Source organism: Microvirga sp. (assembly GCF_014699075.1).
GTDB lineage: Bacteria > Pseudomonadota > Alphaproteobacteria > Rhizobiales > Beijerinckiaceae > Microvirga.
The window spans coordinates 561,527-580,320 of the sequence record NZ_JACXAB010000001.1; the positions used below are offsets into that span (position 1 = coordinate 561,527).

Annotated in this window: 18 protein-coding genes; 10 read left to right on the plus strand and 8 right to left on the minus strand. The window is 63.5% G+C overall.

Going from position 1 to position 18,794, the window contains the following annotated elements:
* Positions 1–9 precede the first annotated feature (9 nt).
* The 4 genes from IC232_RS02825 to IC232_RS02840 form a co-directional block, all read right to left on the minus strand.
* Entirely contained in the window at positions 10–1,101 is a 1,092-nt protein-coding gene (locus tag IC232_RS02825) for an ABC transporter ATP-binding protein (protein ID WP_190843361.1), read from the minus strand.
* A gap of 25 nt (positions 1,102–1,126) precedes the next feature.
* Positions 1,127–1,954: a carbohydrate ABC transporter permease gene (locus tag IC232_RS02830; RefSeq protein ID WP_190843362.1), complete on the minus strand. Its 828-nt coding sequence runs from the start codon at positions 1,952–1,954 to the stop codon at positions 1,127–1,129.
* A 12-nt stretch (positions 1,955–1,966) separates the two neighbouring features.
* Positions 1,967–2,929 carry a carbohydrate ABC transporter permease gene (locus IC232_RS02835; RefSeq protein WP_190843363.1) on the minus strand — a complete coding sequence of 321 codons (963 nt, stop codon included), beginning with the start codon at positions 2,927–2,929 and terminating at the stop codon, positions 1,967–1,969.
* Positions 2,930–2,997: 68 nt separating this feature from the next.
* Positions 2,998–4,287 carry an ABC transporter substrate-binding protein gene (locus tag IC232_RS02840; protein ID WP_190843364.1) on the minus strand — a complete coding sequence of 430 codons (1,290 nt, stop codon included), beginning with the start codon at positions 4,285–4,287 and terminating at the stop codon, positions 2,998–3,000.
* Positions 4,288–4,642: 355 nt separating this feature from the next.
* On the opposite strand from IC232_RS02840, the gene IC232_RS02845 reads away from it, so the two are divergent.
* The 5 genes from IC232_RS02845 to IC232_RS02865 are packed head-to-tail and all read left to right on the plus strand — an operon-like array spanning position 4,643 to position 9,564.
* Entirely contained in the window at positions 4,643–5,524 is an 882-nt protein-coding gene (locus IC232_RS02845) for a BadF/BadG/BcrA/BcrD ATPase family protein (protein WP_190843365.1), read from the plus strand.
* Complete coding sequence (locus tag IC232_RS02850) at positions 5,521–6,306, plus strand: GntR family transcriptional regulator (protein WP_190843366.1); 786 nt, start codon at positions 5,521–5,523, stop codon at positions 6,304–6,306. The genes IC232_RS02845 and IC232_RS02850 overlap by 4 nt, the downstream gene beginning before the upstream one ends.
* Positions 6,293–7,351, plus strand: a complete 1,059-nt coding sequence (locus tag IC232_RS02855; protein WP_190843367.1) for an SIS domain-containing protein — start codon at positions 6,293–6,295, stop codon at positions 7,349–7,351. The genes IC232_RS02850 and IC232_RS02855 overlap by 14 nt, the downstream gene beginning before the upstream one ends.
* Positions 7,351–8,484, plus strand: coding sequence for an N-acetylglucosamine-6-phosphate deacetylase (gene nagA / locus IC232_RS02860; RefSeq protein ID WP_190843368.1), 1,134 nt, complete (start codon positions 7,351–7,353; stop codon positions 8,482–8,484). The genes IC232_RS02855 and nagA overlap by 1 nt, the downstream gene beginning before the upstream one ends.
* 12 nt (positions 8,485–8,496) lie before the next feature.
* Positions 8,497–9,564, plus strand: coding sequence for a Gfo/Idh/MocA family oxidoreductase (locus tag IC232_RS02865; RefSeq protein WP_190843369.1), 1,068 nt, complete (start codon positions 8,497–8,499; stop codon positions 9,562–9,564).
* Between the two features lie 154 nt (positions 9,565–9,718).
* On the opposite strand, the gene IC232_RS32225 is transcribed toward IC232_RS02865, so the two are convergent.
* The 4 genes from IC232_RS32225 to IC232_RS02885 form a co-directional block, all read right to left on the minus strand.
* A complete protein-coding gene (locus IC232_RS32225; RefSeq protein WP_190843370.1) occupies positions 9,719–10,156 on the minus strand; it encodes a GNAT family N-acetyltransferase in 438 nt (145 codons plus the stop codon).
* Positions 10,153–10,977: an ABC transporter permease gene (locus IC232_RS02875; RefSeq protein ID WP_190843371.1), complete on the minus strand. Its 825-nt coding sequence runs from the start codon at positions 10,975–10,977 to the stop codon at positions 10,153–10,155. The genes IC232_RS32225 and IC232_RS02875 overlap by 4 nt, the downstream gene beginning before the upstream one ends.
* A gap of 4 nt (positions 10,978–10,981) precedes the next feature.
* A complete protein-coding gene (locus IC232_RS02880) occupies positions 10,982–11,929 on the minus strand; it encodes an ABC transporter permease (RefSeq protein ID WP_190843372.1) in 948 nt (315 codons plus the stop codon).
* A gap of 68 nt (positions 11,930–11,997) precedes the next feature.
* A complete protein-coding gene (locus tag IC232_RS02885; protein WP_190843373.1) occupies positions 11,998–13,497 on the minus strand; it encodes an ABC transporter substrate-binding protein in 1,500 nt (499 codons plus the stop codon).
* Between the two features lie 141 nt (positions 13,498–13,638).
* On the opposite strand from IC232_RS02885, the gene IC232_RS02890 reads away from it, so the two are divergent.
* The 5 genes from IC232_RS02890 (at position 13,639) to IC232_RS02910 (ending at position 18,768) form a co-directional block, all read left to right on the plus strand.
* Positions 13,639–14,736, plus strand: coding sequence for an anhydro-N-acetylmuramic acid kinase (locus IC232_RS02890; protein WP_190843374.1), 1,098 nt, complete (start codon positions 13,639–13,641; stop codon positions 14,734–14,736).
* 7 nt (positions 14,737–14,743) lie between these two features.
* Positions 14,744–15,763, plus strand: coding sequence for a serine hydrolase domain-containing protein (locus IC232_RS02895; RefSeq protein ID WP_190843375.1), 1,020 nt, complete (start codon positions 14,744–14,746; stop codon positions 15,761–15,763).
* A gap of 109 nt (positions 15,764–15,872) precedes the next feature.
* Positions 15,873–16,763: an N-acetylmuramic acid 6-phosphate etherase gene (locus tag IC232_RS02900; RefSeq protein WP_190843376.1), complete on the plus strand. Its 891-nt coding sequence runs from the start codon at positions 15,873–15,875 to the stop codon at positions 16,761–16,763.
* Between the two features lie 47 nt (positions 16,764–16,810).
* A complete protein-coding gene (locus tag IC232_RS02905) occupies positions 16,811–17,719 on the plus strand; it encodes an N-acetylglucosamine kinase (RefSeq protein WP_190843377.1) in 909 nt (302 codons plus the stop codon).
* A 98-nt stretch (positions 17,720–17,817) separates the two neighbouring features.
* Positions 17,818–18,768, plus strand: a complete 951-nt coding sequence (locus tag IC232_RS02910; protein WP_190843378.1) for a sugar kinase — start codon at positions 17,818–17,820, stop codon at positions 18,766–18,768.
* The last annotated feature ends 26 nt before the right edge of the window (positions 18,769–18,794 follow it).

The window sequence follows — 18,794 nt, forward strand, 5'->3', positions numbered from 1 at the left end:
GGCTGCGCTTCAAGATTGATCAGGCAGAACCGACAGGCCCGCTGCATCGAAGATATGAAGCGCGCGGGTCGGCACATGAGCGGTATAGGTGCCGCCCGGCGTCGCCTCGGTCTCACCGGGGGCACGGACGATCACATCGTCTCCGCTGGCTAGCCGCATATAGACATAGCTCGACTCGCCAAGCTGCTCCACGGCGTCGATGGTGCCCCTAAGGGAGGTGGATTCCGCTCCTCCCGCTTCCATGTGCTCGGGCCTGATGCCCACCGTCACATGATCTCCGGGGTTCACGCTGCCGGGTCTCACATCCAGGGTAGCCTCCGTGCCGGCGAAGCCGATGGTGACGTTGCTCCCCTCGGCGCGAAGAACTTGTCCTTTGATGAAGTTCATGCGCGGTGAACCGATGAAGCCGGCGACGAACAGGTTTCGGGGAGAGCGGTAGAGTTCCAGCGGCGCCCCGACCTGCTCGATCCGGCCCTGATTCAGCACCACGATCTTGGAAGCCAGTGTCATGGCCTCGACCTGATCGTGGGTGACGTAGATCATCGTGGCGCCGAGATCCCGGTGGAGCTTGGCAATCTCGAGACGCGTGTTGACGCGCAGGGCAGCATCGAGATTCGACAAAGGCTCATCGAAGAGGAAGACGCTGGGGTTGCGCACGATGGCGCGGCCAATGGCGACGCGCTGCCTCTGGCCGCCCGACAATTCGCGCGGCTTGCGATCGAGGAGCGGCGTCAGTTTCAGGATCTCTGCAGCCTGCCGCACCCGGCGGTCTGCCTCCGCCTTGTGGGTCTTGGCGAATTTCAAGCCGAAGGCCATGTTCTTGTAGACGTTCATATGCGGGTAGAGCGCATAGGACTGGAACACCATGGCGATCTTGCGATCTGCTGGCGGCAACTCGTTCACCCGCTTTTTGTCAATCCTGATCTCGCCGCCACTCACGGACTCGAGGCCCGCGATGATGCGCAGCAAAGTGGACTTACCGCAACCCGATGGGCCGACGAAGACGACGAACTCGCCATCATCCACTGACAGGTTGATGTCCCGCAGGATCTCGGTGGCGCCGAAGGACTTGGCAACTCCGTGGAGGGAAACGTCAGCCATTGCGGTCAATTCCTGGAAGAAGCTGTCACTTCACGGCGCCGGCGGTGAGGCCGCGCACGAGATAGCGCGAGAAGAGAAGGTAGAGAGCGAGAACGGGCGCGATTGCCAGCGTCAGGGAGGCCAGCACCGCATTCCAGTCCGTCACGTATTGGCCGATGAACTGCTGTACGCCCAACGTGATCGTCTGCTTGCCGTCGCCGGGCGCAAGGATCAGCGGGAACCAGAGGTCGTTCCACACCGGCACCATGGTGAACACCGCCACCGTCGCAATGGCCGGGCTGATCAGCGGCAGGATGATGCTGAAGAAGATCCGATACTCGCTCACCCCATCGCAGCGGGCCGCATCCCTCAGGTCCTTCGGGATCTGCTGGATGAACTCGCCGAGGATCAGGATCGCGAGCGGCAACCCTTGAGCCACATAGACGAGGATCAGCGCCGTGAGGGTGTTGACGAGGTTCAGCTCCACCATCATGCGCAGGATGCTGACGCTGCCCAGGCGGATCGGCACCATGATGCCGATGGCGAGATAAAGGCTGAGGATCGTATTGCCGCGAAAACGGTACTCGGTCAGCGCCCAAGCGGCCATGGCCCCGATCAGCACGATCAGCACCAGGGACACGATTGTCACAGTCAGGCTGTTGAAGAAATAGAGACCGAAATCGGAATTCGCGAAGACCCGGTCGAAGCCGATTGTGGTCCATGTCTGGCCATTCGGAAGCCCGAGCGGATCGGCGAAGATCGCCCGCCGGGTCTTGAAGGCGTTGATCAGGATCAGAAAGATCGGCCCGAGCGCCAGAATCGTGTAGAGGATCAGGGCGATATGGACAGCGATACGGCCAGGTCTGATGGTCATGTCCCTGCTTCCTCAGAACGTATGCCGCTGCAGCCGCCGCTGCACGCCGAAGAGGTATATCAGTACGCCGATCAGGATGATGACCAGCATGGCGGTCGCTACTGCAGCACCCATGGTTGGGCTGCCAACCTGGAGCTGGAAGCCGAAGAAGGTGCGGTAGAAGAAGGTGCCGAGAATGTCGGTGGAGAAGTTCGGACCAGCGAGCGCTCCCTTGATCGCGTAGATCAGATCGAAGGCGTTGAAGTTGGCAACGAAAGTGAGGATCGACACGACGCCGAGCGTCGGCAGGATGAGCGGCAGGCGCACGAACCAGAACACGCTGAAGGGTCCTGCCCCGTCGACGGTCGCGGCATCGAGCAGATCGTCGGGAATGTTGAGGAGTGCCGCATAGATCAGCATCATCGGGATGCCGACGAACTGCCACACGGAAATAAGCGAAACTGTCAGTAAGGCGGTCGATTCTTGGCCCAACCAGGGACCGAAAAGGCTGCCGAGACCCACCGCCTTCAACAGGCTCGGCGCAATGCCCCAAAGCGGATTGAGCATAAGCTGCCAAATGAAGCCGATGATGACCACCGACAGCATGGTCGGCAGGAAGATGAGGGTACGATAGACGCTGCCGCCGGTGAGCCGCGGCAGGCTGAGCAGCATGGCCAGCCCTAAGCCGATGCCGTTCTGCACCACCATGTGGATGGCGAAGAAGATCAGGTTGTTGGTGAACGCGTTCCAGAACTGCCCCGACCAGTTCGGATCCGTCAGGAGTGTGGAGAAGTTTTGCAGCCCAACGAAGCTGCGGGCGCCTGTTTCATCGCCGGTGTAAAGGCTCAGGCGGATGGTGTCGACGAGCGGATAGATTGAGAACAGCGTGTAGATCGCCAGCGCGGGTGCGAGAAACACCACGATATGGATCGGGAAACGCGAACGGGCCGGGACCACGTCCGTCGACTGCACGTGTGAGGCCGTGAGATCCGTCATGCTGTCCTAAAGACTCAGAAGAATAAGAGCGGGCCGCCCGGAATAGGCGGCCCGCTTCGATGCTTTAATTACTTCTTGTGCGGCTCGTACCAGCTTGCAAGCCCGTCCTGAGCCTTCTTGGCCGCCTCTTCGGGCTTCATGCTGCCGTTCACCACCTGGGCGCTCACGTTCCAGAGCTCGTTCTCGAGGTTCGGCGTGCCGCGCGACAGGATCTGGTAGGAGTTGCGGATCGAGCTCTCACAGGTTCCGCGCCAGCCGACGAACTTGGCCGCAACCGGATCCTTCACGTCCACCTTTGCCTTGGAAAGCGGGAAGAAGCCCGGCAGCTCGTTGGCGTAGATCTCGGCGAATTCGGGCGATGCCACCCATGACAGGAAGGTCTTGGCGGCTTCCACATTCTTTGACTTGGCATTGATGCCGATGGCGATGTCCGTGTGATCGCTGATGTAGCACTTGTCGCCGGCATTCACCACGGGCGGCGCAAAGGCGTCGAACTCGAAGTCGGCCTGCTTACGGAAGATCGGAACGTCCCAGGAGCCGGCCGGATAGATGGCTGCGCGACCGAGGGTGAACAGGTTCTGGGTATCCGGGTACTTCTGGGACTTGTAGCCATCACCCATGTAGGATGCCCAGCTCGCCAGCTCCTTGAAGGCATCCACATAGGGCTTGTCGGTGAACTTCTGCTTGCCTTCGATAAGCGCCTTGCGGCCCTCCTCACCCTTCCAGTAGTTCACGCCGATGTTCTGGAAGCCCATGGTGGCGGCTTCCCACTGGTCGGCCGTGCCCATGGCGATGGGCGTGTACTTGCCGTCGGTCTTGATCTTGTCGAGCACCGCGTGGAACTCGGCCACCGTCTTCGGCGGCGTGAGCTTCAACTCATCGAAGATTTCCTTGTTGTAGACGAAGCCGTGAATCACCGAGGCCATCGGCATGCAGAAGGTGGTCTTGCCGTCGTCCGTGGACCAGGCGCTCTTCGCCACGTCGGAGAAGTTCTCGATGCCTTTCACGTCGTTGACGGAGGCGAGATTGCCTTTCTTGAACAGGTCGAGGGAGGCGTCGAACGGCCGGCAGGTGATGAGGTCTCCCGCCGTGCCGCCGGCGAGGCGCGCATTGAGCGCAGCATTGTACTCGGTCGGCGGATCGGCCTTGAACTGCACCTTGATGTTCGGGTGCTTCTTGTTGAAGGCCGGAATGATCTTGGTGTTCCACACATCCGCATCGTCGTTGCGCCAGCTCTCGATGGTCAGAGTCTGGGCCGAGGCGGCATTGGCGAAAGCCAGAGCGGCCGCGACGACGGATGCCGTTGCCAGCAGCTGTCCCGCGCGGCGCCGGAAAGCCTTCGAATGGAGATTCTTCATCGTTCTCATCCTCCGTAACCCGAAGGCGGCTTTGAGACGCGCCTTACGAGCATGTTCCCTTTTGTTGCCCCGTGCCCATTATGTGCATTCTTGTGCTTCCCAGCAGGCAGCCATGACTGTTTCACTGGTCGATGCGTTGGACAAGTGACCTCATATTGGTATCGACAAATTTCAAAGACAACTCCCCCTCGACTGGATCCTCTGGAAATCACCGGTTTCCCTCCGCGCTCTCGCGAGTCTGCATCCACAGGGCAGGACTGTCAGACTCCCGGCAATGCGGTTGCCACCCCTTCCCGAACTGGACATTAAGTGGCATTGTGCCGTCCGATTGTTCGAGCTGGAGATCCATCCGCGCATGACCGACCTCCTGTTCCTTGGCATTGATGGCGGCGGCACCAAGTGCCGGGCGCGCCTGCGCAATGCACAAGGCGATCTCCTGGGGGAAGGAACGGGCGGCCCATCCAATATCCGCCTCGACCCCGAACTGGTCTGGAACTCGATTTTGACGGCATGCCGCGAAGCGCTGTCCCAGGCTGGGCTTCAGGAGAGCGATCTCGGCCGGGTTCATGCCGGCATGGGGGCCGCAGGCGCGGGCCAGACCAGTGCGGTCGAGCGCCTGCTGGCGCGCTCCCATCCCTTTGCATCCTTCGAGATCGACACGGATGCCCACACCGCCTGGCTCGGCGCTTTCAACGGAGGCGATGGGGCGATTCTCATCGTCGGCACCGGCTCCTGCGGCTATGGCGGCGTGAGCGGCCAATGCCACTATGTCGGAGGCTGGGGCTATGAGGTGTCCGACGAGGGCAGCGGGGCCGCCATCGGGCGGGAACTCCTGCGGCGCTGCATCTGGGCCCATGACGGCCGGACGCCATCGACCGCGCTCTCGGATGCGATGCTCGCCGAGTTCAAGAACGATCTCGAGGTCCTGGTCGACTGGGTCGGCAAGGCCCGGCCGAGCGATTACGGGCGCTATGCCCCGCTCGTCCTCGACTATGCTGAGCGGCGGGACCCGCTCGCCATCGACCTCGTTGCGAATGCGGCCGCCGGCCTGGGCCTGATCGCCACGCGCCTCCTTGATCTCGGCGCTCCGGCTATCTGCCTCTTCGGCGGCCTCGCCGAGCCCATGCGCCCCTGGTTGCCGCCCCCTGTCCAGCGGACCATTGCGGTTCCCATGGCTGATGCGGTCGACGGCGCCATCCTGCTAGCGCGCACGGCCGTGACAGGGAGATCCTCATGAGCGATCAAGCCGGCGAGGCCCTGTCGCTTCTCCCCCTCAATGAGGCCAACCCCACGCCCCTGTATCTTCAGCTGCAGCAATCCATCGAGGAGGCCGTGCGCAAGGGCACGCTCAAAGCGGATGCTGCGTTGCCGGGAGAGCGGGATCTTGCCAAACAGCTCGGCATTTCGCGCGTCACCGTGCGCAAGGCCATCACCGGCCTTGTGCAGAAGGGCGTGCTCGTCCAGCGCTGGGGCTCGGGCACCTTCATCGCGCAGCAGATGCGCCTGGAGCAGCCCCTGTCCCGCCTGTCGAGCTTCACGGACGATATGTCGGCTCGCGGCCTGAAATCCTCGGCCGTCATGCTGAGCCAATCCACCGGGCCGGCCTCGACGGATGAACTCATGGCACTCGGCCTCTCACCCGGCGATCGGGTGAGCCGTGTGAACCGCCTGCGCTTGGCGAACGGCATTCCCATGGCGATCGAGAATGCCGTCCTTCCATCACGCGTCCTGCCGGATCCGTCCCTGGTGCAGCAATCCCTCTATGCTGTGCTGCACGAGAAGGGCTTTATGCCGGCCCGCGCCTTGCAGCGCCTCCATGCGGTGCTCCTGAACGAGGAACAGGCCTCGCTCCTCGGCGTTCCGCCCCAGAGCCCTGCGCTCTATATCGAGCGTCGCTCCTTCACGGCCGCCGGTGAAATGGTCGAGTTCACCTCGTCCTACTACCGGGGCGATGCCTATGATTTCGTGGCTGAGCTGACCATCAGCCAGCCCGAACGGATGCAGAATGATGACATTTGAAACGAACAGCGCTGTTTCCACCGTCACGGCCATGCTGCGCGAAGCGCAGGAGGCTCCGCAGGTGGTCGCATCCCTGCTCAAGAGCAATGCGCCACTTTGTCGGGACCTGGGCGGGCGTTTGCGTGCCTCTCCTCCGCCTTTTGCCGTAACCTGCGCGCGGGGCAGCTCGGACAATGCGGCAACCTTCGTCAAATACCTGCTTGAAATCCATTCCGGTCTGGTGACCGCCTCCGTCGGCCCGTCGGTCACGTCGGTCTACGAGGCGCGTCCGCGCATGCGCAACGCGCTGTTCCTCGCCGTATCGCAATCGGGCCGCAGCCCGGACATTCTCAATCTTGCCCGGGCCGGGCGTGATGACGGCGCACTGACGGTCGCGCTGGTGAACGACACCTCCTCGCCGCTCGCCTCCACCTGCGAGGTGGTGCTGCCACTTCACGCAGGCCCCGAGAAGAGCGTGGCCGCCACGAAGTCATTCATCGCGGCCCTGGCAGCAGGCCTGCAGCTCGTTGCTTACTGGTCGCAGGATCAGGACCTGCTCAACGCGCTCGATACGCTGCCGGACATTCTAGCCAAGGCGTCTGCTGTCGATTGGTCGCCCGCGCTGCCGCTCCTTGCGGATGCCGACAACCTCTTCGTCGTCGGACGCGGCGTCGGCTTCGCCGTGGCGCAGGAAGCAGCCCTCAAGCTCAAGGAGACCTCGGGCGTTCATGCGGAAGCCATGAGCGCTGCCGAGCTGATGCACGGCCCCTGGACTCTCGCGGGCGATCACTTCCCGATCCTCGTGCTCAGCCAGCAGGATGAGACCCTGAGCGGCGTCAACGATCTCGTGACGAAGCTGAACGAACAGGGCGTCCCCGTCGTGGTCGCGGGCGCGGCGGAAGGGCCGGCCTCGGTCATGCTGCCGCCCGTCGAGGACGTGCATCCCTATCTCGCGCCGATCGCTCTCATCCAGAGCTTCTATCCGCTCGTGAATGCCGTTGCGCTGGCGCGCGGGCGTAATCCCGACAGCCCGCCGCGACTGCGCAAGGTGACGGAGACCGTCTGATGGCCGTTGCCCTGATCGGCGCCCGCGTTTTCGACGGGTCGCACATGCTCGACGGCCGCGCCGTCGTCATCGAGAACGGCCGCATCGCCGGCGTGCCGCATGAGCGGGATCTCGGCTCCGGGATTGAGCGCCACGCAGTGAGTGGCCTCTTGGCTCCCGGCTTCATCGACGTTCAGGTCAATGGCGGCGGCGGCGTTCTCTACAACGACGTGCGCTCTGTCGAAGGTATCAGGGCCATCGCAAAAGCACACCGGGCCTATGGCACCACAGGCCTCCTGCCGACCTTCATCACCGACACCCGCGAGGCGATGGCAGAAGCGGTCGAGGCCATGCGGCAGGCTCTGGCGGCACGCGTCCCCGGCGTTCTCGGCATCCATGTCGAAGGCCCCTTCATCAGCCCCGAGCGCAAGGGCGTGCATAACCCTGCCTTCATGCGGCCGATGGAAGAGGAAGACATCGCGATCCTGACCTCGCTGAAGGAGGGCCGCACCCTGGTGACGCTGGCGCCTGAGCGCAACAGCATGCAGTCCATCGCACGCCTCGCCTCAGCCGGTGTGCTGATCTGCGCCGGGCATACGGCGAGCGACTACGCCACCGTTGTGGAGGCCGTCCGACACGGCCTGCGCGGTTTCACGCATCTCTTCAACGCCATGCCGCCGCTGGCCGGGCGCGATCCTGGCCCTGTGGGTGCGGCCCTCGACAGCCGGGATACGTGGTGCGGCCTCATCGTCGATGGACACCACGTGAGCGATGCAGCCTTGCGTGTAGCCATTGCCGCCAAAGGCACGGAGCGGATGATGCTGGTGACCGACGCCATGTCGGTGACGGGCACGGACTTGACGAGCTTCGAGCTTCACGGCCGAACAATTTATCGCAAGGACGGCCGTCTCACGACCGAGGACGGAACCCTCGCCGGCTCCGACCTCGACATGGCGAGTGCAGTGCGCAACAGCGTGGAGCGCTTAGGGCTCGCCCTGCCGGACGTGCTGCGCATGGCATCTCTCGTGCCGGCAGGCTTCCTGCGGCTCGATCATGAGCTCGGCCGCATCGCGCCGGGCTACCGTGCCGATCTGGTTCTCCTCGACGCGAGCCTGCAGGTGCGCCAGACTTGGATCACCGGTCAAAGCGAATAAGGGAAAACCTTGATGAGCACGCAGCGGGTTCTGGTCGTCGGCCTCGGCAATATGGGTCTGTCCCATGCCCTCGCCTACACGCGGATCGAGGGCTACGAGGTTGCTGGGCTCTGCACACGCAACATCGAATCCATGGACTTGCCTGAGGCTCTGCGCGGGGCTCCTCGCTTCACCGATTTTGAAGAAGCGCTTGTAGCAACCAAGCCGGACGTGGTGTCCATCAACACCTGGTCCGACACTCACGCGCCTTATGCCATCAGGGCCATGGAGGCAGGTGCCCATGTGTTCGTGGAAAAGCCCCTGGCCGACACGGTCGAGGATGCACAGCGCGTCGTCGATACGGCCATGCGCACCGGGCGCAAGCTCGTCATCGGCTATATCCTTCGCCACCATCCGTCCTGGATCAAATTCATCGAGATTGCGCGGACGCTCGGCACCCCGCACGTCTTCCGCATGAACCTCAATCAGCAATCGAGCGGATCGGCCTGGGAGGCGCATAAGCGGCTGCTGCAATCCCTCTCGCCCATCGTCGATTGCGGCGTGCATTATGTCGATGTCATGTGCCAGATCACGAAGGCGAAACCCGTGCAGGTCCACGGTGTCGGCACGCGCCTCACCGAGGACATGCCGGCCGGCATGTACAATTACGGCCACCTTCACGTGACCTTCGACGACGGCTCCGTCGGCTGGTACGAGGCCGGCTGGGGGCCGATGATGAGCGAGACGGCCTATTTCGTGAAGGACGTGATCGGCCCGAAGGGCAGCGTCAGCATCGTCATGGCCGAGACGGTCGGTGACATCCGCTCCGACGACATCAACGCGCATACGAAGACCAACCAGATCCTGCTTCATCATGCGGCCCTGAAGGATGATGGGAGCTTCGCAAAGGCCGACGAGCGGATCAGCACCACGGACGAGCCGGACCATGACGAACTCTGTGAGCGTGAGCAGCGCTACCTCCTGCGGGCGATCCAGGAGGATCTCGACCTGACGGATCACATGAACGATGCCGTTCGCTCCCTGCGCATCGTGCTCGCAGCCGACGAGGCCGTGCGGACGGGCCGGGTGGTTTCGCTTTAGGAGGGTAAGTATATCTCGAACCTCATCCTGAGGAGCAGCCGTGAGGCTGCGTCTCGAAGGAGGATCCAGAGGGCACTGGACGATCCTTCGAGACGGCCGCTGCGCGACCTCCTCAGGATGAGGACGGTGGGTTGATCTGCCTAAGGCTTGGTAATCAGCCCTTCACGTAAAGAACGAAGCTGCGGCTCTTTCCAGCAAAGTCCCGGTCGTATTCTCGCTCCACCTGCCAACCGTGGCGCTCATAGAAGCGGCGTGCCCCATGATTGTCGCGGAAGCATTCGAGGCTTCTGGCGCCTTGCTGCTCCGCAGCTTCCAGGAGAAGTGATCCGCCACCGCTGCCGCTCGCTACAGGATCCATGAACAGCATGTCGATATGACCGTCGGTCATGAGCAGGAAGCCTACGGGCCTTTCGCCTGAACACGCAACCAGCATGTGCTTCCATGAGGACGTGAAACGCTCGACAAAGAAAGCCTCGTCGCGGCCCGCAAGCACATCCGGTTCCAGTATCCCTGCAAAGGCAGCCCGGTAGGACTGCTCGGCGATCGCCGCCAGGACCGGAACGTCGTCAGCTCCGGCAGGCCGTACGATCACGTCTGCCCTCTCAGGCGCGGATCGAGGGTGTCGCGTAAGGCGTCCCCGAGAAGATTGAAGCCGAAAGACAGGAACAGGATGGCAAAGCCCGCGAAGATCGCGCTCCAGGGAGAGAGCATGAGGAAGTTGCGGCCTTCCGACAGCATCAGGCCGAGGGACGGCGTGGGCGGCTGGGTGCCAAGGCCAAGGAAGGAGAGCGAGGCTTCCACTAGGACGGCTGCGGAGAGCAGCAGGCTCGTCTGGACGAGGATCACGGAGGCGAGGTTCGGCAGGATGTGCAGGAAGATGATGCGAGCGTCAGACGCGCCGATGGCACGGGCTCCCGCCACATACTCGCTCTCGCACAGCACCAGAGCCGGGCCGCGCAGGAGCCGGGCGAAGATCGGCGTGTAGACCACCGCTATGGCGGCGGCCGCGCTGTAGGTGTGCGGCCCCAGCACCGCGATGATGCCGATGGCGAGCAGCATGACCGGAAAGGCGAAGAGCACGTCCATGATGCGCATGATGATGCGGTCGAGCCAGCCGCGGTAATAGGCAGCCACAAGCCCGAGGGTGCCCCCGGCCAAAAGCGCAATGGTGACAGCGAGCAGGCAGGCGATGAGCGAAGTGCGGTAGCCGTAGAGGATGCGGGTCAGCACATCGCGGCCGAGCTGGTCGGTGCCGAACCAGTTCAGCCCGGTCGGCGCCCGCAGGCGCCGCGCCACGCTCTGCGCCATGGGATCGTAGGGCGCGAACAGTGGCGCCCCAAGGGCAAGGATGATCTGGATCGCCACCAGGGCGACCGCGAAGGTCAACAGCTTGTTCTTGGCCAGACGCTGCACGGCTCTAAGCCCTCACGCGGGGGTCGACGACGATGTAGAGGAGGTCGACGAGGAAGTTCACGAGGACGAAGCCTGCCGTAACCACAAGGATGGTGGCCTGGATCAGCGGGTAGTTGCGCTCGGCGATGGCTCCAAGAATGAGTCGGCCGAGGCCCGGGATAGCGAAGACCTGCTCGACCACGATGGCGCCGCCGAGCAGATAGCCCGTCATGATGCCGACGCTGGTGAGAAACGGGATCAGAGCATTGCGTAGGGCATGCTTGTAGACGACCTTGCGCTCAGCCAAGCCCTTGGCACGCGCCGTGCGGACATAATCCTGACCGAGCGCATCCAGCATCGCTGAGCGCACGAGACGCGAGAGATTGGCGAGGATCGGCAACGCCAAGGCGATGGCCGGCAGCGTCATCCGCTGGAGGTTGCCGATAGGATCCTCCGAGAATGGCACATAACCGAGCGATGCGAAGCCCGGCGCCCAGGAGGCAAGAAGCAGGATCAGCACGATGCCAAGCCAGAAGGAGGGAATCGTCAGGCCGGCGATGGCCGTCACGCGCATCGCCACATCGGCCGCACCGCCGCGGGTCTGCGCCATCAGGCAGCCGACGGGCACCGCCAGCACGGCGCCGATGAGAAGCGCCAGGAAGGTGAGCTCCAGCGTCGGCCACAGGTGCAGGAAAATCTCGCCGGCCACGGGCCGTCCCGTCCAGAGGGACGTTCCGAAGTCACCGCGGAGCGCCGCCCCTGCCCAGAGCAGGTACTGCTCGACGATGGGGCGATCGAGGCCGACACGGCGGTTGAGCTCCGCCATGCGCTCAGGCGTGATCTCGGTGTTCGCACCCAGCATGATCGCCACCGCATCGCCCGGGATCAGGCGGATCATCAGGAACACGATGATCGACACGCCGAACAGGACGAAGATCAGATCGATGAAGCGTGCGAGCAGAACGCGATTCATGCAGGTTAGGCTCTTTGGTGAAAAGATCCCGGCGCCGCACGGATGCGACGCCGGGTGAGAGAAGCCGCTCAGTAGGAGGCGTTGCGCAGCAGCATGAGCGAGCGGTTCGGCAGCACGTCATAGCCCTGCAGCTTGCTGTTCATGGCAGAGAACAGGGTGCCGTAGGTCAAGTGTGCGGCTGGGCCGGAACAGGCGAGCTTCTGCTGCACCTTGTCGTAAGCCGTCTTGCGCGCCGCCTGATCCTGCTGGCTGCGGGCCTGATCAAGCAGGCCGTCGATTTCCGCGTCCGAATACTTGAACACGTTGGTCGATCCGCCCGTCCGGAAGGTGCGGTAGAAATACTCATCCGGATCCGGCTGGCCGGCATTGATCGAGGCGAACATGTCGAAGTTGCTGTTGCGCCAATCCTGGATGAACTGGCCCTGCTCCTGATTGACCAACTCGACCTTGAAGCCAGCCTTGTTCAGCTGCTCCTGCACCACCTGGGCGATGTCCTTCACATCCTGACGCGGCAGGACCTTCAGGGTCACGGCGACAGGCGTTGAGACGCCCGCTTCCTTCAGGAGCGCCTGAGCCTTCGCCGGGTCGGGCTTGTAGCAGGCGAACTGGCTCACATTGAGCGCCCAGGATTTCAGGGCCGGCGACAACGGGCCACCCGGAACGCCTGCACCGAAGAGAGCCGCGTCTACGATCTCCTGGCGGTTGATGGCGTAATTCACCGCCTCGCGCACCTTCGCGTTGTCGAAGGGCGGCTTCGACACGTTCATGCCGATGAGCGTGTAGGCGAGATCCATGGTCTCGGCGAGCTTCACGTTCGGCTTGCCCTTGAGCTGCAGGGCCGTGGCCGCATCGATGTTGGGTAGGAGCGCGTATTGCCCGTTGCTCAGGCCCACCTGACGGGTGGCCGATTCAGGCACGATGTTGAACTTGAGTCCGGCGAGCTTCGGCAGGCCCTTCTCCCAATAGGCGTCGTTCTTGGTCAGAAGAATGAAGCCGTTGGGCTGCCATTCCTGGAACTTGAACGGACCCGTGCCGACCGGCGCCTTCTGCAAGGCGTCCTTGTTCGCCTCCATGGCGCTCGGCACGATCGCGATATAGGCAAGCGAACTCAGGAGCGCGGCGGACGGCTCCTTGAGCTTCAGCTCGACGGTCTGGGGATCGACCGCATTGGCGCTCTCAATCGCCGCGAGACGGCTCGCCAGCGGCGAGGCGATGTCCTTGCTCTGCACGCGCTTGATGGAGGCGACCACGTCCTCCGCGTTCATGTCGGAGCCGTCGTGGAATTTCACGCCCGAGCGCAGCTTGAAGGTATAAGTCTTCCCGTCCGGCGCAGCAGTCCAGGATTCGGCGAGGCTTGGGACGGTCTTCAGATCCTTGTCGATGGCCGTGAGGCCTTCATAGACATTGCCGTTCACCACCATGAAGCTCGGGAATGCGGTGATGAGATGCGGGTCAAGACCTGTCGGGCCTGCATCCGCGCCGATTTCGAGAACCTGAGCCGAGGCAGAGGCTATTGCCGCCACCATGAAACCTGCGCCGATCGCGCCGCGCAGTGCTGACCTGACCATACGTTTTTTCCTCCCTTGGAAGCCGCAGGCCAATTTATAGGCCATCGCCGCGAACCTGTCATGGTCCAATATCATACCACTCTGGACCGGCTCGCCCGCTGTGCTATGGTCGCGACCAAGCACGCAAAGCCGGAGAAACAGATGTCGGATCGTTCCATCGTCAAAGCCATCGGGGTGATCAGCGGCACATCAATGGACGGCATTGACGTCTCCATTGTCGACACGGACGGCGACACCATCGTGAGACCAGGGCCGGGACGCACCTTCTCCTATCCTGAGAACTTGAGAAAAACCCTTCAGGCACTGATTGCCGAACCGGCGCGGGCGCAGAGCGAGCCGCTGGAGGATCTCGAACAGGCCGTGACGGAGGCTCATATCGCGGCCATCCGGCGCTTCATGGCGGAGACCGGGATCAGCTCCGCGGAGGTGAAGCTCATCGGCTTTCACGGTCAGACCGTCTATCACCGGCCGGAGGTCCGCTTCACGCGCCAGCTTGGTCTTGGCCCGAAGGTTGCCGAGGCGCTTGGCATCGACACCGTCTATCGCTTCCGCCATGCGGATGTCGCGTCAGGGGGCGAAGGCGCGCCATTCGTTCCGCTTTATCATCGCGCGCTCGCCAGCAACCTCGCGCAGCCCGTCATGATCCTCAACCTCGGCGGCGTCGGAAACGTCACTTATATCGACGGCGATGTGGTGATCGCCTTTGACACGGGACCGGCGAGCGCCCTGCTCGATGATTTCGTGCTGCGCCGCCGCGGCCTGAGCTATGACGAGAATGGGCAGCTCGCTTCCTCCGGCACAGCCGACGCGACACTCGTCTCCGCGTTCATGCAGAACCCGTTCTTCGACCGGCCCGCGCCAAAATCTCTCGACCGCCAGGATTTCCACGCCCGCGCCAAAGGCGTGGAAGCGCTCTCGGATGAGAACGGCGCGGCGACTCTGGCTGAGTTCACGATCCAATCCGTCGTCGCGGCTTTGCGTCATGTGCCCCGCGCACCGCAGCGTTGGCTGGTGACCGGCGGCGGGCGGCGCAACGCTCATTTCATGAGGCGCCTGCATGAGGAACTCGGCGTTGCCGTTGATCCTGTGGAATCCGTGGGCTGGGATGGTGATTTCATCGAGGCGCAGGCTTTCGGCTATCTCGCTGTGAGGTCGACCCTCAATCTGCCTTTGAGTCTGCCAACCACGACCGGCGTGCCGCATCCCATGCCCGGCGGCGAACTGCACCGCGCCGCGTGAGACGGCTATGGCCCTGACAAAACTGATCGACGAAGCCTTTGCGCCCGCCGCCTCCTCGATTCGGAGCGGCAACATACCCGGAGCGATCCTCGGACTTGTCACAGCAGATGGCGAGCGCGCTGTGCAATGGGCAGGTTACGCGCAGATCGAGCCGGAGCACGACAATGTTTCCCGTGGAACATGGTTCGATCTTGCCTCGCTCACGAAGGTGATCTTCACGACCACGCGCATTCTGCACTTGGTCGAGCAGGGCCGGATCGCGCTCGACGACCCGTTGGTGTCGGTGATCCCGGATCTGCGCCAGTACGACATGAACGCGGCCGAGCGGCGACTCACCTTCCGCCAATGCCTCGCGCACCAGACGCATCTGCCGGCCGTGGAGCCGCTCTATACCTATGGGCAGGACCCGAGCACGCTGCGCGCCTTCATCCTGCAACGCGTCTGGCAGCCGGGACCGTCGGTCTATTCCGACATCAATTACATCCTGCTCGGCATCGCCATCGAGCGCATCACCGGGCAGGCGCTGATCGATCAGCCGCTGCCTGAACGCTTCTCGTTCCGGCCCGATCCCAAACTCTGCGCCGCAACCGAGAAGGACACCTGGCGCGGGCGCTTGATCCGCGGCGAAGTGCATGACGAGAACGCCTATGCCCTGGGCGGCGCCTCGGGCCATGCGGGACTGTTCGGCACCATCGACGGCGTGCTCGACTTCGCCCATGCGCTCCTCGACGGAACGGGGCTTTCGCCAGACTCCATCAAGGCGATCCGCACGCGGGAATCGGAGAAGCGGACCGTGGGCTGGGAAGGCTTCTATCCCGGCTGGCACGGCGGCGATGTCTGCTCGCCGGACACGATCGGCCATACGGGCTTTACGGGCACCGGCTTGTGGATCGATTTCGAGCGCGGTCTTGCCTGGTCGCTCCTGACCAACCGGGTCCATCCGAGCCGGCACAAGGACAGCGGGATCCTTCCCCTTCGCCGTGCAACGGGCGAGCAGGTGATCGCGTTGTTCGACCGGCAGTCGTGACTTCAAGGATGCCAACAGAAAAGTTGATGGCCAGCGCCTGTCAGGCCTCTCCAGGCGATTGTTGCGGGCCTCAACTGGTCCTATACTGGTCTGGAAGAAAGTTGGCATAATGGCGACAGAACATTTCAGTACCCGCTACCAGGACCTCGACACTTGGCCGAGCCTCGATGTGCTCTCGGCCTTTCTCGAGGGACAGCTCTCCGCCGTCGCAGCCGTCAGGCCTGCCCTCCCGGCCATTGCTTCCGCAGCGGAAGAGGCCGTGCCGCGCCTGCGCCGTGGCGGGCGGCTCGTCTATGCCGGCGCCGGAACCTCGGGCCGCATCGGCGTTCAGGACGGCACGGAACTGCCGCCCACGTTCAACTGGCCCGACGACCGCATCGTCTATCTGATTGCCGGCGGTGAAGGCGCCATCATGCAGGCGGTCGAGAATGCCGAAGACTCGGTCGAGGAGGGCATCGCGGGCATTTGCGACAACAATATCGGACCCGACGATGTGGTGATCGGCGTGGCCGCCAGCGGCCGGACGCCTTTCACGATTGCGGCCCTCAAGGAGGCGTCCGCGCGGGGCGCCCAGACCATCGGAATCTCCAACAATCCGGACACGCCGCTGCTCGAGGTCTGCTCCCATCCGATCCTGGCCGATACGGGTGAGGAGGTGGTGGCCGGCTCGACGCGGATGAAGGCCGGCACCGCGCAGAAAGTCATTCTCAACCTGCTCTCGACCCTAATCATGGTCAGGATGGACCGGGTCTATCGCGGCCTCATGGTCAACATGCGCGCAACCAACGCCAAGCTGCGCCGCCGCAGCGAGATCATGGTGATGCAGATCACCGATTGCGACGAGGCCACGGCGACGGATGCCATCTTGGAGGCCGGCGGTGACCTGAAGACCGCCGTGCTTATCGCCATGGGCGCCAGCCCGGCGGACGCGCAGGGCGCGCTTGAGCGTCACGACGGCAATCTGCGCAAGGCTCTGGCGGATCTCCCCAGGACGTCCTAACAAAAAGTCGATTAGAAAGCTGGCACTCACAAGAAGGCAGCGGGCGCATGGGGCTGGGGCTGGGCATCGATGCGGGTGGAACCGCCACGCGATGGCGGCTGGCGGATGCCGGCGGCCGATGCATTGCCGAAGGTTCGGTCGCGCCCCTGACCGGCCACCTCTTTTCCGCCGCTGCGGAAGAGCGCGCCCGGCAGATCGTTCTCGACATGGCGCAGGCGGTGTTCAAGACGGGAAAGCCGCTGGGCATCATCGCGGGCATCACCGGCCTCACCCGGGAGACCCCTGCGGAGGCCACCATGCGGGCGATGTTCGCCGAGACCTTCGAACTGCAGCCCGAAAAAGTCTTCGTCGCGGAGGACATGTGGATTGCCTACCTGGCTTACTTTGAGCTGGGCGAAGGCATCCTGGTCTATAGCGGCACCGGCTCCATCGGCTACTACCTGTCCGAGGACAAGCAGGTGATCCGGGTCGGCGGGCGCGGCAACCTCATCGACGATGGCGGCTCCGGCTTCTGGATTGCCCGCGAGGCGCTGAAAGCCATTCTGCGCACCGAGGAGGAAAGCCCCGGTGCAGGCTGGACCTCGACGCTGGGCACCTGCTTGGCCCGGGCCCTCGGCGGCACCGACTGGAACATCGTCCGCTCCTTCGTCTATGGCGGTGACCGGGGCAAGATCGGGTCGCTGGCCCGCGCCGTGGGCGAGGCAGCCTCTGCCGATGACGCTACGGCCCTTCACATTCTGCGGGAAGCCGGCGAGGAACTGGCTCGCCTTGCCAATGCCCTGATCAAGCGCCTCGGCCCTCGGCCGGTGGCCCTGGTGGGCGGCAGCGCACGTCTCCATCCGATCGTCTCAAGCGCCTTCCGCAAGGAGCTCATCGCTCCCGTCGAGTTCATCGCGACCGATCTGGACGCGGCCCTGACGGCGGCCCGCCTGGCCGCAACGCTCAACAGGCCCTGAGAAACCGCCAAGCCCAAAGGCCAAGACCGCACGGCTTGCCTATTCATTCCCGCTCGTCCAAGACTCGGGCGGCGAATTCAGCGGGACGATGACGAACGATGCATGCTCTCTTTGTCGGACAGACCTATATCGACGTGACCTTCCTGGCGGACGAGTTGCCGACCGGGGACGAGAAGACCGTGGCGCGGGATTATGCGATCTCGTTCGGCGGCAACGCGGTCACGGCGGCCTTTGCCTGCGCCAAGCTGGGACTTCCGCCGGACCTGCTCACCTCGATTGCCGATGACTGGCTCGGCCGCATGTTCATCGACATGGCAGCGAAATACGGCATCTCGGTTCATCACCGGAAGGTCCACGAATCCTCCCTGTCCTTCATCATGCCCCGGGGCGGCAAGCGCGCCATCGTGCGCTGCCGCGATGACCATTACCTGCACCCCGTCCCGCCCCTGAACCTGCAGGGCTGCCGGGCCCTCCACCTCGACGGTCACCAGGCCGATGCCGCCATGCATTACGCAAAGGCCTGCCGCGAGACCGGAATTCTTACCTCGCTCGACGGCGGCGGCCTGCGTTCCAACACCCATGAACTCCTTGAATTCATCGATGTCGCCATCGTGGCCGAGCGCCTGTGCGAGCAGATGGACCTGACCCCGGCTGGAATGCTGGAGTATCTCAAGAGCCGCGGCTGCAAGATTGGCGGGGTGACCTTGGGCGAGCGCGGCCTCGTCTGGTACGACGAGACCGGCCAGGAGGGTGTCCTGCCCGCCCTCGACGTTCCGGGCGACAAGGTGGTGGACACCAACGGTGCGGGCGACATTTTCCACGGCGCCTATGTCTATTCCGCCATGGCCCGGCCGGAGCTGCCCTGGCGTGAGCACTTCATCTTCGCCCGCGGGGCCTCGTCCCATGCCATCCAGCATCTCGGCAACGAGGCGAGCTTGCCCACGATCGCCGATATCGCGCAGGTGCAGGTGCAGTTTCCGGAGAAGGCGCCGTCCAAAGCTCCGCTGGATGCTCCAGATGTGTCTGGACAAAGCAAGATGACGGCTTAGAACAATATTACAAACTAATATCGTCA